Below are 14855 nucleotides of genomic sequence, written 5' to 3'. Positions count from 1 at the left end.
CGCCGGAGTCCTCCTCATGGTCGCCGGGCATTCCCGTCCTCCGGTTGCCGTCTCCACCCCCCCGTACAGTAGCGTGAGCGCCGCCATGAAGCCCTTTCCCGACTCGCGACAGTCGAGCCAGAATCCCGCGCGGCCCTGGCCGCCGGTGTCGGTGATCATGCCGGTGCTCAACGAGGAACGGCACCTTCGCGACGCCGTACGGCAGGTCCTCGAGCAGGACTACGAGGGCCCTCTCGAGGTCGTCATCAGCGTGGGGCCCTCCCACGACCGCACGCAGGAGGTCGCGGACGCCATCGCGGCCGAGGACCGCCGTGTCGTCGTCGTGCCGAACCCCACGGGCCGCACCCCCAACGCGCTGAACGCCGCCATCGCGGCGTCCCGCAACCCCATCATCGCGCGGGTCGACGGGCACGCGATCCTGCCCCGCGACTACCTCCGAACGGCCGTGGAGACGCTGGAGCAGACCGGCGCCGACAACGTCGGCGGCATCATGGCCGCCGAGGGGATCACGCCGTTCGAGCAGGCGGTGGCCTGCGCCATGACCTCGAAGATCGGCGTGGGCAACGCGCGGTTCCACACGGGCGGGGAGGCGGGCCCGGCCGACACCGTCTACCTGGGCGTCTTCCGCCGCAGCGCCCTCGACCGGGTGGGCGGCTACGACGAGCACTTCCTGCGCGCGCAGGACTGGGAGATGAACCACCGCATCCGGGAGACCGGCGGGCTGGTGTGGTTCCAGCCGAGGATGCGCGTCACCTACCGTCCCCGGCCCAACGTGCGCGCCCTGGCCAAGCAGTACTTCCACTACGGCCGCTGGCGGCGGGTCGTCTCCCGCACCCACCAGGGCACGATCAACCTGCGCTACCTCGCCCCGCCCGCCGCCGTGGCGGCGATGGCGCTGGGCCTGGTGGTCTCGCCCTTCTTCTGGCCCGGCCTGATCATCCCCGGGGGCTATCTGGTGGCGATCCTCGCGGGCTCGGTCCTCACCGGTCGCGGGCTGTCCGGCGCCGCGCTCGTACGCCTGCCGGTGGTGTACGCCACCATGCACATCTCGTGGGGGACGGGCTTCCTGACCAGCCCCCCGAAGCTCAGCAAGCCCCGTCCCACGCCCGAACGGGCGAGGCTAGAGGACCTCTTCGAGGACTGAGGTGTCCAGCGTGAAGCCGATCGGGTGGGGGACCTGGATCTCCCGCCCGAACGGCACCGTCGAGGTCACCTGGTACTGGCCCTCCTTGGGGTCGCTGTAGACCGTGACCGACGCGGGCCTCGTCAGCGGGTCCACGAGGAGCATCACCGGAACCCCGCCCCCGGCGTAGATCGCCGGCTTCTTGAGGCGGTCGTCCTCCGCGCTCCCCTTCGAGACCACCTCGGCGACCAGCATCAGCCCCGAGGACAGCAGCTCACGCTCCTCCCAACGCGGACAGCCTCGCGGGGCGAGCACGAGATCCGGCACCACCGGCTCGTTGGTCCCGTCGAGGCACACGCCCACGTTTCCCGCCCATCCCTGCCACGCCGGGCACCGGCGCCAGAGCGGGCCGGGGCGGCGCTTCGGCGGCATCCATAGGGCTCTCCTCGGCTTGTTCAGTCACGGGTGGAAGGGGCGAGGGCTTCGAGGCCGAGGGAGCGGGCGCGGGCCTCGGCGCGGGCGGCGGCACGCCGTACGGCCTCCTCGAAGCGGGCCAGCGGATCGGGGTGGTCGGCGCCGAGCAGGTAGGCGCGCAGGGCCCGCCGGGCCGCGGCCATGTCGTCCTCTCCCGGCACGTCGAGACGGCGCAGGATGTCGGGAAGCTCCGCCAGGTCGGGCCCGAGCAGGTACGCCGCCCCGGCGGCCGGGTAGCGCTCGCGGAACCGGTCCGCGGGAAGGCCCGCCACGTTGGCCACGACGTACGGCTTGCCGCTGGCCACGAAGTCCGACACCACGCTGGAGATGTCGGAGACCAGCACGTCGGCCTCGTTGAAGCACTCGTACAGCGACGGCTCCCGGCCGGTCACGGCGACGTGGGGCATCCCCGTGCTCTCGTGCAACAGGGCCAGGATCTTCCGGTGCGCGGCCCTGGCCGCCGGCGAGCGGTGACCGGTGAGCGGGTGGGGCTTGTAGATCACCCGCACCCGCCGGCCGAGCAGGGCGCGCACGATCGCGGGTCCCATGGCGATGAGCGAGCTGTGGAACAGGTCGTCGCTCCATCCCTCCCACGTGGGCGCGTACAGGACGGTCCGGTGCGGCGCCAGCCCCTCGGCGTACGGGCTGGTGCGCAGCACCCCGGCGAGCTGGGGGCGGCCGACCTCCTCGACGGCCTCGTCCCGCACGCCCACCCGGGCGCGCAGGTAGCGGTCCCGCCCGGCAGGGCCGGCCACCCAGACCTCGTCGTACACCTTCGTGTACGGGTTGAAGGACGCCTCCTTGTCGCTGTCGCCGTGGCCGATGAACACGCTCCGCACGCCCGGCACCCGGAGCATGTGGATGTTGTTGCCGACGTTGGCGGGGAACAGCGCGACCCGCACACCGTCGAGCGCGCGGAAGTTCATGAGGTCGACCGACGAGGGGATGCACACGACCGGCAGCGTCGTCGTGCCGAGGGCGGTGGCAAGCGACCGGTCACGCAGCACCACCAGCGTCCTCGGCGTGATCCGCTCCAGCGTGCCGAGCCACATGGTGGCCTGGTAGACCGCCGTGACCGGGCCCGAGAAGTACATGACGACCTCGGGCCGGTAGGCCGCGACCCAGTCGTCCACGGCGGAGAGGACCCGCCGCCGGTCGCCCAGATGCCTGGCCCGCCTCGCGTGGGCCAGCAGCGCGACCACGGCGGTGACCTCCAGCACCAGGGCCGCGACGGCGCCCGCCACGCCCGTCCAGCCCAGGCCCATGGGCGCCGTCGCCGCCGCGGGCAGGACCGCGAGCGCGTCGAGGTAGAGCAGCCGGGCGCCCCGCCAGGCGAGCAGCGCGCGGGGCGGCGCGGGCGGGATCCGCAGCGCGGGCAGGTCGATGTTGCGGGTCACCACCGGCATCAGGTTGTGCCGGCGGTCGACGTGCTCGGCGAGCCACGTCTGCACGGCCCGCAGGCCGTGGAACAGGAACAGCCCGGCCGCGAGCGCCGCGAACCACAGTGGCCGGCCCGGCGCCAGCCGCGCCAGCAGCACGACGGCGGCCGTCTCACGCGACAGGAAGCGGACCGTGGCCCCGAGGTGGGCCCGGCTCAGCGCCCCCGCCGCCCGGCCGGGCAGCGCGGCCTCCGCGGCGTACGACAGCGGCACGAGCACCGCGAAGGTCGCGGGCAGCGGCCACACGGCGGCCGCGAGCAGGGCCGGGTACGACGCGAGCGTGAGCGCGGTGAACGCGCCCCTGCGCCCGCCGGCCAGGCTTCTCAGGGCCGGCCGCCGGATTATCGCGACCAGTGCGTTCGGGGCCCTGCGCCCCTTGATGTTTCCCCCCATGGGCGAGTGCCCGTCCCTCCGTACATGGTTGCGGTCATCGGCTGAGCCGTACGTCCACGACCTGTCCCGTGAGGCGGGACAGCAGCACGTCGATGCTGGTGCGGGCGACGGCGGCGGGGGAGAGAAGCGTTCCGGCGGGTTCGTCGCCGAACGCGCGCAGCCGCATGGGGGTGGCGGTGCGCTCGGGGTTGACGCAGTTGACGCGGACACCCTGGCAGGCCCACTCGTCGGCGAGCGCCTGGGTGAGGTTGACGACGGCGGCCTTCGTGGAGGAGTAGAGGCTGTAGTCGGCCCGGCCGCGGGTGTAGGACGAGGAGGTGTAGAGGAGCAGGTGGCCGTGGGTCTCCATCAGGTACTTCACGGACGCGCGGGCGATGTTGACCGGTCCGAGGTAGTTGACCCCGATGGTCTCCTCGATCGTGTGCTGCCCGGCCTCGCCGAGCTTGCCCATGTGCAGCACGCCCGCCGTGTTGACGACGTAGTCGATCCGGCCGGTCTCGGCGTACACCCGGGCGAGCGCGTCCTCCACGGCGGCGACGTCCTCGACGCGCACGCCGTTCTGACTGCGGGAGAACGAGTGGACGCTCGCGCCGTGTCTCCTGGCCAGCGCGACGATGTCCGCGCCGATGCCGTAGCTGCCGCCGAAGACCACGAGCGTGCGGCCCTCGAGCCCGGCCCGGTAGGCCTCCTCGTCCAGTGCGGGCGCCGTGTTCTCGGCGAGCTGGAAGAGCTTGTCGGCGATGAAGACGTCGACCGGATGGGTGACCTTCATGTTGTGCTCGCTGCCGGGCACGATGTAGATCGGCACGTCGGGCAGGTAGCGCAGCACGACGCCGCAGTCGTCCGTCGTGGGCAGCGAGGGGAACTCGGGGTCGGCCAGGGCCCGCTCGTACGCCGCCCGGATCACCGACAGCCGGAAGCACTGCGGGGTCTGCCCCCGGCGCAGCCGGGAGCGGTCGGGGATGTCGCGGATGATGTCGCCGCGCGGGCCGGGAGCGGCCACCACGATCGTGTCGGAGGAGGGGATCGCCACCTCGACCGCCTCGTAGCGTTCGAGCGCGGCCACGCACTCGCTGATGATGCGGGGCTCGATCAGCGGCCGTACGGCGTCGTGCAGCAGCACGTCGCACTCCTGCTCGCCCAGCGCGCACAGCGCCCGCCAGGTCGTCTCGGTGCGGCTCGCGCCTCCTTCGAGCACCCGGCCGACCTTGGTGTAGCCGTTTCTCCTGACGAGCTCCTCGGCCTCGGCGACGAAGCCGGGGGCCATCAGGACGACGACCTCGTCGATCTCCGGGTGGCCGTCGAACACGTCGAGCGTGTGCTCCAGAATCGTCTTCCCGGCGATCTTCAGAAGCTGTTTCGGGGTGTTGAGGCCCACGCGCTGGCCGACGCCGCCGGCCAGCACCACCCCCACCCTGCGCAGACGCGATTCGGCGATCATGATGTCCTCCCCGGAGGAGACCATACCCGTGCCGGAAGCCGGAGAAGGTGATTGCCACCTAGTGATCACTCGGTTACTTTGCGAGGTGAGCACGTGCGGTCGACGTGAAGCGGGTTTCCATATGGGGGCGGATCCGAGCAAGCCCGGTACGTCACGGGACACAGAGACGGTGGCGGTCGTCCTCGCGACCTCACCGGCCGCCGGGCTGCCCTGGTCCGACGGCGCCCGGTCCGACGGCAGCCTCCTGGAGCGGCTCACCGCCCAGCTCCTCACGCTGCCGATCCGCGAGGTGCTGGTCGTGGTGCGGAGCCAGGACGCCCAGGCGGGAGGGTGGGAGAAGGGCGCGGAGAGCGGCCTGCGGCATCAGATCTGCGTCAGCGACGGGCTCGCCGAGGACCTGCGGATCGTGGCCAAGACGGCCCGCGCCTCGACCTCGCCGGTCGCCGTGCTGGCGGCCGACGTGGTCGCGCACACCGAGGCGCTGTCGCTGCTGCTCGAACATCCCGCGCGCCCGACCGGCGCGATCGTCGCCAGCGGCGACCCGGCCCCGCTGCGGCCGCCCGTACGGACCGAGTGGGGCCGCGTCGTGTCGGCGGGCACGTCCTTCCACGAGGTCGAGTGGGCCAACGGCACGTTCCGCGGCGTCCTCCAGGTCGGGGAGGCCCACCTGGCCGGGCTGGCCGACATCGCCGAGGACCTGGCCGACCTGGCCCAGCGCCGTCACCTCGGGCGGGTCGGCGACGGCGAGGTTCCCGAGCTGCTGCTCACGGGCCTGGTGCGGGCGGGCGTGCAGGTGCACGCCGTCGCGCTGAACACCCTGCACTGCGGGCGGGCCGGCACGCGCCCGGCCGCCGAGCGCGCGGTGCGCGAGCTGGCCGACGTCGACGAGGCGCAGGCCAGGCTCGACGCCGCGGTGAAGAGCGGCGACGGCTTCTTCACCACTTACTGCGTCAGCTCGTGGTCGCGTCACCTCATCCGTCCGGCCGCCCGTCTCGGCCTGACCCCGAACACGGTCACCGGCATCTCGGTCGGGTTCGCCGCCATCGCCGCGATCTGGTTCTCCGACGGCCGCCGGGCGGGGCTCGTGGTCGGCGCCGTCGCGCTCTACCTGTCGTTCGTGCTCGACTGCCTGGACGGGCAGCTCGCCCGGTACACGCGCCGGTTCTCCCCGCTCGGGAGCTGGCTCGACGCGATCTGCGACCGGCTCAAGGAATACCTGGTGTACGTCGGCCTGGCGGCCGGATACCTGGCCGGCTCCCGGGAGCCGTGGGAGATCTGGGCCCTGGCGGTGGGCGCGATGATCCTCCAGACGATCCGCCACGTGGTCGACTTCTCCTACGCGGGAGCGATGGCCGACCGGGCCAGGGTGGCCGGCCTGCGGGCGGCGGCCCCGCGTCCGATGGGCGTGCCCTGGGACGAGGCGCCCGCGGCGGCCGCCGCGAAGGGCACCGGATCGGTGCTGGCGCTGTCGCGGCGGCTCGACGCGCTGAGCGGCGCGAGGGGCGTGGCCTACTGGGCGAAGAAGATGATCGTCCTGCCGATTGGGGAGCGCATGGCGCTGATCTCGGTGACGGCCGCGCTGTTCGACGCGCGGGTGACGTTCCTCACGCTGCTGGGCTGGGGCGCGGTGGCCCTGGCCTACACGGCCGCCGGGCGGATGGCGAGGTCCTTCGCATGAGCGAGCGTAGCGAGCGAATCAGTGAACACAGCGTCCGGCGAGGTGCTGACTTGCGCGCCTCCGGCACGACCCAGCTCCGAGCCGAAGGCGAGGAGGGGGCATGAGCCGGCGCCCCCGCGAGGCCGGCGGGAAGGCCCGGGGCGCGATCTCCGTGCACATGACTCCGGTGCCGCGCAGCGTCGTGGTGGCCTACCGCGACGACGGCCCGCTGTCGAGGGCGATGGGGCTGCTCGTGGCCGGGCAGCTCCCGCCGCTGCCGCCCGCGGTAGCGGGGGCCTTCGTGACCGCCGTGCTGCTGGTGCTCGGCATCGCCGGGGCCGACGACTTCGCGGTCTTCGCCCCGGCGGTGGCCCTGCTGCTGGCCGGGGCGGGCAGCGCCCACCGGCACGACGGCCGGCTCGACTGGCTGGCGCCCCCGATCCTGCGGATGACCGAGTATGGCTTCATCGCCTCGGCCGGGTTCGCCCGCTCCGTCCCGCCGGCGCTCATCGTCGCGCTGCTCGGCGCGATGGCCTTCCACCACTACGACACGGTCTACCGGCTGCGCCAGCACGTGTATCCGCCGCCGTGGCTGGCGACGGCCGGGCTGGGCTGGGACGGCCGGATGCTCGTCGTCGCCCTCGGCGGCCTGCTCGACGTGATGACCGCCGTGTTCGTGCTGCTCGCGGTCTACCTGTGGGCCCTGTTCGGCTGGGAGAGCCTGACTTGCTGGCTCGCCGCCCCCCGCACGCCCGACGAGGCCGTGGAACCGGCACCCCAGGATTAACGTCAGACCAACGGTGGATTACCCAACCGGGGTGCCGAGCCAACTAACCTTTGGGGTTACTGTCTGACGCTCGACCTCAAGGAGTGCGGGAAATTGCTCGGAATGGTGCTGGCCGCCGGAGCCGGACGTCGCCTGCGGCCGTACACCGACACGCTGCCGAAGGCGCTGGTGCCGGTCGACGGTGAGACCACGATCCTCGACATCGCCCTGCGTAACCTGGCGGCCGTGGACCTCCGCGAGGTCGTGGTGATCGTGGGCTACCAGGCCCAGGCCGTACGGGAACGGCAGGCCGACCTGGAGCGACGCCACGGGGTGAAGCTCACGCTTGTCCACAACGACAAGGCCGAGGAGTGGAACAACGCCTACTCGCTGTGGTGTGCCCGCGACCACTTCTCCCAGGGCGCGCTGCTGGTCAACGGCGACACCGTCCACCCCGTGTCGGTGGAGCGGACCTTGCTGGCCGCCGAGGACACCTCCGACATCCTGCTCGCCGTCGACGACGTGAAGTCGCTGGCGGACGAGGAGATGAAGGTCACACTGGAGGACGGCCGGCTGAAGCGGATCACCAAGCTGATGGACCCGGCCGAGGCGTACGGCGAGTACATCGGCGCCACGCTGATCCGGCCGGGCGCGGCCGAGCGGCTCGCCGACGCGCTGAAGGCCACGTTCGAGCGCGACCCGCAGCTCTACTACGAGGACGGCTACCAGGAGATGGTCGAGCGCGGCGAGAAGATCGCCGTCGCGCCGATCGGCAAGGTCGAGTGGGTCGAGGTGGACAACCACGACGACCTCGCGAAGGCCCGTGAGATCGCATGCCGATACTGATTTCCGCGGCCTTCTGAGGAGTTCGCATGCCGATTCTGGCAAGGATGCTCCCCGCGCCTCTCACGATGGAGGTGCGGCGGGGCGCGATCGCGCAGCTCGGCACCCTGCTCGCCGACAGCAGGGTGGCCACCTCCGGCCGGGTCGCGGTCGCGGTCGGCGTCGGGCAGGGCGACCGCATCGCGGAGGTCATCGCGCCGTCGCTGGGTGAGGCCAAGGTGCTCCGGGTGGCGGACGGCACCGTGGACGCGGCCGTGTCGCTCGGCGCGGACCTGCGCAAGGGCAACTACGAGGCGGTGGTCGGCGTCGGCGGCGGCAGGACGATCGACGCCACCAAGTACGCCGCGTCGCTCGCCGGCATCCCCATGGTCGCCGTCGCCACCAACCTCTCGCATGACGGCATCTGCTCGCCGGTGGCCTCACTCGTGTACGAGGGCGGCAAGGGCTCGTTCGGCGTCCCCATGCCGCTGGCGATCATGGTGGACCTCGAGTTCGTCCACGACGCCCCGCCCTCGCTCGTCCGGTCCGGGATCGGCGACGTGCTCAGCAACCTGTCGGCCATCGAGGACTGGCAGCTCGGCAACACCGAGCGGGGCGAGCCCATCGACGGGCTGGCGATCTCCATGTCGCGCACCGCGGCCGAGGCCGTGCTCGGCCGGCCGGACTCGATCGAGTCGGACGCGTTCCTGACCGTGCTCGCCGAGGCGCTGATCCTGTCGGGGATGTCGATGGTCATCGCGGGGTCAAGCCGTCCGGCGAGTGGCGGCGATCATGAGATCCTTCATGCTGTGGACCAGCTTTTCCCCGGCACCTCCAACCACGGTGAGCTGGCCGGCATCGGCGCGGCGTTCTGCTACTTCCTCCGTGAGGACGCGCACCGGCTCGGCCAGGTGACCGGCTGCCTCGGACGGCACGGCCTGCCCGTCGTGCCCGGCGACGTCGGCCTGACGACCGAACAATTCACGGCCGCGGTGATGCTGGCCCCCAGCACCCGGCCCGGCCGCTACACCATTCTTGAGCACCTCCGGCTGTCGGAGCACGAGGTCCGTGGGAGAGTTGAGGACTATGTCCGCGCCGTCGGTCGCTGAGCTTCGCGCGGTCGCCCAGCCGCAGACCACCATGGACCGCCGCAGCGGCGAGCACTGGGCCGGCCTGCTGTACATGCGGCGCCTGTCCATCTACGCCACTTGGCTGCTGGCCAAGACCCCCATCTCGCCGAACCAGGTCACCGGCCTGATGATCGTGTGCGGGGTGGCGGCGGGCGCCGTGCTCGCCCTCCCCGGCTTCTGGGCGGCGCTGGGCGCGGCCCTGCTCATCCAGGTCTATCTGCTGCTCGACTGCTCCGACGGGGAGCTGGCCCGGTGGTCCGGCCGCACCTCGATCACCGGGGTCTACCTCGACCGGGTCGGGCACTACTTCGCCGAGGCGGCGCTGCTGATCGGGCTGGGCTTCCGGGCCTCGGAGACTCTGCCCGACTGGTACACGGTCATGGGCGTGGCGGCGGCGCTCGGCGCGATTCTGATCAAGTCGGAGACCGATCTGGTCGACGTCGCCCGCGCCCGGTCGGGCCTGGTGGCGACCACCGAGGCGGCGGCGCAGCAGTTCAGCTCGCCGCGGCTCGCGCTGGCCCGCAGGGCCGCGGCGGTGCTGCGGTTCCACCGGGTGATCCAGGCCGTCGAGCTGTCGCTGATCGTCGTGGTCGCGGCGGTGCTCGACAACTGGTTCTCCGCCACCCGGATCCTCGTGGTCGCCTGCGTCGTCATCGCGGGAGTCCAGCTCTTGCTGCACCTGGTCAGCATCCTCGCCTCCCGGCGGCTGTCATGAGCGCGTCGTTTCCCGCCCGGCGTGCCGATCGGCCGTACATTCGCGGTTGGGTAGGGGTTTGGTGGCAGTTCCGATACCCTTATTCCACGGTAAACCAGGCAGATTCCGGATTGCCCGGCCATACAGACTCGGTGATCATGAAGTCGTGTGTAGTGCGCCCCACGTCGAGGCGATGACGCGGTGAAAATCTCCTGTGTCATCCTCACCATGGGCAACAGGATCGCCGAGCTCGACCGGGCAGTGGAATCCGCGCTCACCCAGACCGACGGCGATATCGAGGTGGTCGTCGTCGGCAACGGCGCGGACGTGCCGGAGCTGACCGCCCGGCCGCTCCCCGGCTCCGCCGCGACGATCAAGACCGTACGGCTGGAGCACAACGCGGGCATCCCCGAGGGGCGCAACCGCGGCGTGCAGGAGTGCTCGGGCGACATCGTCCTGTTCCTGGACGACGACGGCTGGTACGCCAACTCCAAGGTCGCCGCGCACGTCCGCGAGCGGTTCACGCACGAGCCCGACCTCGCCGTGATCAGCTTCCGGGTGATGGACCCCGAGGGCGGCTCGGTGCAGCGGCGGCACGTGCCCCGCCTGCGGGCCGGCGACCCCGAGCGGTCCTCTCCGGTGACGACCTTCCTCGGCGGCGCCTGCGCGATCCGCAAGTCGGCGTTCCTGCAGGTCGGCGGGTTGCCCGAGCGGTTCTTCTACGCCCACGAGGAGACCGACCTCGCCTGGCGCCTGCTGGGCGAGGGCTACCGCATCGAGTATGACGCCGAGACGGTCATGTACCACCCGCTGGTGCTGCCGTCCAGGCACACGGACTTCTACCGGCTGAACGCCCGCAACCGCGTCTGGCTGGCCCGGCGCAACCTGCCGTGGCCGCTCGCGATGTTCTACCTGCTCAACTGGGTCGTGCTCACGCTCGTACGCGAGCGCTCGATGCCCGCGATCAAGGCGTGGTTCCGCGGCTTCTTCGAAGGGCTGCGCGAGCCCGCGGGCGAGCGCCGTCCGATGGCCTGGCGCACCGCCTGGCGCATGCTCCGCCTCGGCCGCCCGCCCATCGTCTAGCGGTTCGTCGTTCTCGCCCCCGGCGCGACCGGGGCAAGCGGCCGGCGTGACAGGGCGGGCCCGCGCCCGATGCGTACAAACGTGCACTCCTGGGGAGCCTGGGCGAGGGGGCGGTCGTCAGGCCGCCGCTGTACGTCGACTACGGCGAGAACATCACCATCGGCGCCCGCACCTTCGTCAACTACAACCTGACCGCGCTCGGCGTCGCAGCGATCACGATCGGCGAGACTGCCAGATCGGCCCGAACGTGCAGCTGCTTAACCCGACGCACCCGGTCGACCCCGAGCCGCGCCGGGCGAAGCTGGAGGCCGCGGAACCGATCACGATCGGTGACAACGTCTGGATCGGCGGCGGCGCGATCATCCTGCCGGGTGTGACCATCGGCGAGAACACCGTGATCGGGGCCGGAGCGGTCGTGACCGAGGACGTCGGCGCGAACGTCGTCGCGGTCGGCAACCCGGCGCGCGTGACACGGCGGCTGTGATGGCCCGCCGCCACGACCCGGAGCGCCGCGACCGCATCATCGACGCCGCGATCGACTGCATCGCCGAGGACGGGGGTCGCCGGGACCTCCCACCGGAAGGTGGCCGCCCGGGCCGACGTCCCGCTCTGGTCCATGACCTACCACTTCGAGAACATGGACGACCTGCTCGTCGAGGCGTTCACCCGGTTCGCGGCGGGCACCGGCGACACGTTCGAGCGACGCCTGGCCGCCGCCCCGGACCGGGACGCCGCGGCCGAGGCGATCTGGCGTTAATCCACGGGGACCTGCAGCGGTCCCGGCGCGAGCACGTGCTGACGTACGAGCTGATCGCCCGTCTCGCGTGTGACGGCCGAGCGTGAGCACGCCGCGTCAGCGGGTCGCGTGGCGGGCGGTGCGGACCGCCAGGGCGGCGCAGAGCAGCGCCGCGGCGAGGCCGGCCACGACGAGCGGGGACGGCCCGGCGGGCAGCCCTTCCGCGCGGACCGCGCCCATGTAGTCGACGGCCGCCGTCCCGTTGACGGCGAGATACCACAGGCCGAGGTAGACGACCTGGAAGACCCGGTGCGTACGGCAGGCCGCGCCGAGCGCCAGGGCGAGCGAGGGCACCAGGAGCGCGCCGCCCGCCCAAGACCCCACTCCGGGCCAGTCGGCGGCGACCGCCATACGGACGAGGGGTCCCACGCCCGTCGCGGCCGTGAGGACGACCCCGGCCGCCCACTCCGCGAGCAGCCCGCGCCGGGGTGCGGGATAGGCGCCGAGCAGCCCCTCCACGCCGTACTCCGCTCGCTGGGTTCCCAGCCGTGACCAGATCAGCACCGGCCATATCCAGGCGAACGGGAGCATGGTCGCGGGCTCCGGCGTGGCGAAGGCGGCCGCCGTCACCCCGGCGGCCACGAGCCACCACCAGCGCGAGACGCCCTGAAGGAGGATGCGCAGCTCGCCGGCGAGAAGCCGTCGCGACGCCCGGCCCGGACGCGGCGCCACCCGGGGCGCGGTCCGGAGGGCCGTCCGGAAGCCCGCTGCGGTGACGCCCGGCTCGTACGGCGTGACGGCCGGGGCGGTGAGACGACGCGCCGGGTCGAACCGGGCGAACCAGAGGCACGGCAGCAGCGCCAGGACGACCGCCAGCAGGACCACGACGAGACGGCCGCCGAGGAACGCGCCGGTGACGGACAAGCCGTCCCAGTGGAAGGTGCGCAGCGGCCTGGCGACGGAGGTCAGGCCGAGGCTGAACTCCCGGCCGTGCACGTCGACGCCTTGGGTGGCGAGGGCGGCGCGCATCGAGTCGGCGGCCTGGTGCACCCCGAGACCGCCGAGAGGCGCCTTCCGCGACTGTCCGCCGATCAGGAGGACCAGGGAGACGACGAACCAGACCACGTTGCCCACGCCGCCCCGAAGCAGCGGCACGGTTTCGAGCAGCACCGCGGCCGCCGCCGTCAGCGCCAGCGGGGGCAGCGTGATCGTCACGAAGGGCAGCAGGAGCGCCACCGGGTCCACGGCTCCGGACTCGCCGCGGGCGAACTGCATGATCGGCGCGGTCACCGCGAGCACGCCCGCCATCGAGGCGAGCACCAGGAAGTCGCTGAGGAACTTCGCCAGCAGGTAGGCGGACGTGCGCAGTGGCGTGGCGGCGACGAGCTGGCCCACACGGGTGCGCTCATCCCGGCCGATCGCGTCGCGTACCAGGTAGAACCCGCCCAGAGTGAGCCAGAGGGCGCCGGCGAGGGCGGTCGCCGTCCCGACCCAGGCGCTGGTGTAGACGCCGCGGTAGCCTCCGACGTCCAGGATCACCCACCCGGCGTCCGCGGGCGGGACGGCCAGCCGGGCCAGGCCGACCGCCGCCAGCAGGATCACGGCGTACGCGGGCCGCCGGACCCGCTCCCGGAAGTCGGCGACGGCGAGCGCGACCGTCGCCCGCGCCGTGACCCGTGTCGTGACCCGTGTTGTGACCCGTGCCGTCATCGGGCCGCCTCTCGGACGCCGCCACCCACGACGGCGAGGTACAGGTCCTCCAGGTCGGGAGGCACCCGTACGGCGCCGGCAGCCGGCGGCGTGTCCGACAGGAGTCGCAGGCGGATGCCGTCCGCCGTGCGGATCACGCGGCCGGTCGGGTGGCGCTCCCGCAGGGCGGCGGCCTCGGAGGGCCCGGCGACCGTCTCCCAGACGTGGCCGTCGACCTCGGCGAGCAACGCCTCGGGGGTGCCGCGCCGCAGCAGCCGTCCCCCGGTCACGACGGCGACGTCGGACGCGACGGACTCGATGTCGGACACGATGTGCGTGGACAGCAGGACCACCCGGTCCTCCGCCAGGTCGGAGAGCATGGCGCGGAACCGCACCCGCTCCTCGGGGTCGAGCCCCGCCGTCGGCTCGTCCACGATCAGCACCCTCGGGTCGGCCAGCAGGGCCTGGGCGATGCCGACCCGGCGCAGCATGCCGCCGGAGTATTCGCCGAGGGGCGTGCGGACCGCCTCCGTGAGGTTGACCAGTTCGAGCAGCTCGTCGATTCGCGCACGCGCCGCACGCGCGGCCAATCCTTTCAGGGCGGCGAGGTAGGAGAGGAACTCCCGCGCGGTCAGGTGCGGGTAGACCCCGAAGTCCTGCGGGAGGTAGCCGAGAACCCCGCGCAGCGCGCCGGGCCGGGACACCACGTCGGTCCCGTCGTACAGGACCCTGCCGCCGGTCGGCCGGGTGACCGTCGCGCAGATGCGCATCAGCGTCGACTTCCCCGCGCCGTTCGGGCCGAGCAGGCCGAGCAGTCCCGGGCCGCACCGCAGGGTGACGCCGTCGACCGCGCGCTTGCCGCCCTTGTAGGTCTTGGTGACGTCCACCAGTTCGAGGGCCGGAGAATCGATCATCTCGTTCCCCTCACCCGGGCAGGCCGCGCAGATCGGTCGTGCGGCCGTCGCGCAGCACCCTGACCTCGCGGGGCACCTCGACCCTGAACCGGGCCGAGCAGTCGGCCCACCCGGAGCATCCGGCGTTGAGATCGAGCGTGTTCCCGTCGAGGGTCTGGCTGGATTGGGGGTTGGTGCCGTGCACGTCGAACCACAGGGTGACCTTGATGTCCTTCCTGTCCGTCGCGACGAGGTCGGCCGGGGTGTCGTGTGCCCGCACGTTCAGCGTCCTGCCGCTGAACGTGAAGGTCCGGGACACCGGTGCGGCCTTCGACGCGTCTGAACAGCCGCTCAGAACCGCCGCCGCGAGCACCGTCAAGGCACACCACACCGTCTTGCGTGTAGTCATCGGATCCTCCGGGGTGAAACCGTCCCGAGCAGGATCCGCTGCGGGCGGCCGGGCCGGCATCTGCCGTTCGGCAGATATCCGGGGTCCGATGGCGGGCCGACTCAGC

14 protein-coding genes and 1 pseudogene are annotated in these 14855 nt (G+C 72.3%); 9 read left to right on the top strand and 6 right to left on the bottom strand.

Annotated elements, in window-relative coordinates; all coding sequences use genetic code 11:
- Positions 1-85: 85 nt before the first annotated feature.
- Positions 86-1144, top strand: coding sequence for a glycosyltransferase family 2 protein (locus tag FH610_RS06630; RefSeq protein WP_139573399.1), 1059 nt, complete (start codon positions 86-88; stop codon positions 1142-1144).
- Here FH610_RS06630 and FH610_RS06625 read toward each other — a convergent pair.
- From FH610_RS06625 to FH610_RS06615, 3 genes are read right to left on the bottom strand one after another with little or no spacing between them, the layout of a single operon-like run.
- Positions 1121-1555, bottom strand: coding sequence for a Uma2 family endonuclease (locus FH610_RS06625; RefSeq protein ID WP_139573398.1), 435 nt, complete (start codon positions 1553-1555; stop codon positions 1121-1123). The two genes, FH610_RS06630 and FH610_RS06625, sit on opposite strands and share 24 nt — an antisense overlap.
- Before the next feature lie 23 nt (positions 1556-1578).
- Positions 1579-3429 (bottom strand): CDP-glycerol glycerophosphotransferase family protein, encoded by a 1851-nt coding sequence (locus FH610_RS06620; RefSeq protein WP_139573397.1) that lies wholly within the window; start codon positions 3427-3429, stop codon positions 1579-1581.
- Between the two features lie 34 nt (positions 3430-3463).
- Positions 3464-4870, bottom strand: coding sequence for a bifunctional cytidylyltransferase/SDR family oxidoreductase (locus tag FH610_RS06615; protein ID WP_139573396.1), 1407 nt, complete (start codon positions 4868-4870; stop codon positions 3464-3466).
- A gap of 169 nt (positions 4871-5039) precedes the next feature.
- Here FH610_RS06615 and FH610_RS06610 point away from each other — a divergent pair, with 169 nt between their 5' ends.
- The 8 genes and pseudogenes from FH610_RS06610 (at position 5040) to FH610_RS43555 (ending at position 11779) form a co-directional block, all read left to right on the top strand.
- On the top strand, positions 5040-6548 hold the full coding sequence (locus tag FH610_RS06610) for a CDP-alcohol phosphatidyltransferase family protein (protein ID WP_240808802.1): 1509 nt from the start codon (positions 5040-5042) through the stop codon (positions 6546-6548).
- A gap of 100 nt (positions 6549-6648) precedes the next feature.
- The gene (locus tag FH610_RS06605; protein ID WP_139573394.1) at positions 6649-7314 is read left to right on the top strand and encodes a DUF5941 domain-containing protein; all 666 of its coding nucleotides are present in this window, start codon (positions 6649-6651) and stop codon (positions 7312-7314) included.
- A 93-nt stretch (positions 7315-7407) separates the two neighbouring features.
- Positions 7408-8139, top strand: coding sequence for a phosphocholine cytidylyltransferase family protein (locus FH610_RS06600; RefSeq protein WP_139573393.1), 732 nt, complete (start codon positions 7408-7410; stop codon positions 8137-8139).
- Between the two features lie 44 nt (positions 8140-8183).
- Entirely contained in the window at positions 8184-9224 is a 1041-nt protein-coding gene (locus tag FH610_RS06595) for an iron-containing alcohol dehydrogenase family protein (protein WP_167538693.1), read from the top strand.
- Positions 9202-9960 carry a CDP-alcohol phosphatidyltransferase family protein gene (locus FH610_RS06590; protein ID WP_139573391.1) on the top strand — a complete coding sequence of 253 codons (759 nt, stop codon included), beginning with the start codon at positions 9202-9204 and terminating at the stop codon, positions 9958-9960. The genes FH610_RS06595 and FH610_RS06590 overlap by 23 nt, the downstream gene beginning before the upstream one ends.
- A gap of 180 nt (positions 9961-10140) precedes the next feature.
- A complete protein-coding gene (locus FH610_RS06585) occupies positions 10141-11022 on the top strand; it encodes a glycosyltransferase family 2 protein (protein WP_139573390.1) in 882 nt (293 codons plus the stop codon).
- An 86-nt stretch (positions 11023-11108) separates the two neighbouring features.
- A pseudogene (locus FH610_RS45095) lies at positions 11109-11506 on the top strand (sugar O-acetyltransferase); the annotation flags it as partial.
- A gap of 99 nt (positions 11507-11605) precedes the next feature.
- Entirely contained in the window at positions 11606-11779 is a 174-nt protein-coding gene (locus FH610_RS43555) for a TetR/AcrR family transcriptional regulator (RefSeq protein ID WP_205825599.1), read from the top strand.
- Positions 11780-11875: 96 nt separating this feature from the next.
- Here FH610_RS43555 and FH610_RS06570 read toward each other — a convergent pair whose 3' ends face one another.
- Genes FH610_RS06570 through FH610_RS06560 form a run of 3 tightly spaced genes read right to left on the bottom strand, consistent with a single transcriptional unit; the run spans position 11876 to position 14749 of the window.
- A complete protein-coding gene (locus tag FH610_RS06570) occupies positions 11876-13468 on the bottom strand; it encodes an ABC transporter permease (RefSeq protein ID WP_139573389.1) in 1593 nt (530 codons plus the stop codon).
- On the bottom strand, positions 13465-14361 hold the full coding sequence (locus tag FH610_RS06565) for an ABC transporter ATP-binding protein (protein ID WP_139573388.1): 897 nt from the start codon (positions 14359-14361) through the stop codon (positions 13465-13467). Before FH610_RS06565 ends, FH610_RS06570 begins: the two co-directional genes overlap by 4 nt.
- Positions 14362-14371: 10 nt before the next feature.
- Positions 14372-14749 (bottom strand): hypothetical protein, encoded by a 378-nt coding sequence (locus FH610_RS06560; RefSeq protein WP_139573387.1) that lies wholly within the window; start codon positions 14747-14749, stop codon positions 14372-14374.
- Positions 14750-14855: the final 106 nt, after the last annotated feature.

The sequence above is a fragment of the Microbispora catharanthi genome (genome assembly GCF_006334915.2).
Taxonomy (GTDB): domain Bacteria; phylum Actinomycetota; class Actinomycetes; order Streptosporangiales; family Streptosporangiaceae; genus Microbispora; species Microbispora catharanthi.
Note: the sequence above shows the minus strand (reverse complement) of the source record. Positions and strands in the feature narration are given on the sequence as shown.

Coding starts and splice junctions, on each gene's coding strand:
- FH610_RS06630 (WP_139573399.1), top strand. CDS start 86: ATGAAGCCCTTTCCCGACTCGCGACAGTCGAGCCAGAATCCCGCGCGG.
- FH610_RS06625 (WP_139573398.1), bottom strand. CDS start 1,555: ATGCCGCCGAAGCGCCGCCCCGGCCCGCTCTGGCGCCGGTGCCCGGCG.
- FH610_RS06620 (WP_139573397.1), bottom strand. CDS start 3,429: ATGGGGGGAAACATCAAGGGGCGCAGGGCCCCGAACGCACTGGTCGCG.
- FH610_RS06615 (WP_139573396.1), bottom strand. CDS start 4,870: ATGATCGCCGAATCGCGTCTGCGCAGGGTGGGGGTGGTGCTGGCCGGC.
- FH610_RS06605 (WP_139573394.1), top strand. CDS start 6,649: ATGAGCCGGCGCCCCCGCGAGGCCGGCGGGAAGGCCCGGGGCGCGATC.
- FH610_RS06595 (WP_167538693.1), top strand. CDS start 8,184: ATGCTCCCCGCGCCTCTCACGATGGAGGTGCGGCGGGGCGCGATCGCG.
- FH610_RS06590 (WP_139573391.1), top strand. CDS start 9,202: ATGTCCGCGCCGTCGGTCGCTGAGCTTCGCGCGGTCGCCCAGCCGCAG.
- FH610_RS06570 (WP_139573389.1), bottom strand. CDS start 13,468: ATGACGGCACGGGTCACAACACGGGTCACGACACGGGTCACGGCGCGG.
- FH610_RS06565 (WP_139573388.1), bottom strand. CDS start 14,361: ATGATCGATTCTCCGGCCCTCGAACTGGTGGACGTCACCAAGACCTAC.
- FH610_RS06560 (WP_139573387.1), bottom strand. CDS start 14,749: ATGACTACACGCAAGACGGTGTGGTGTGCCTTGACGGTGCTCGCGGCG.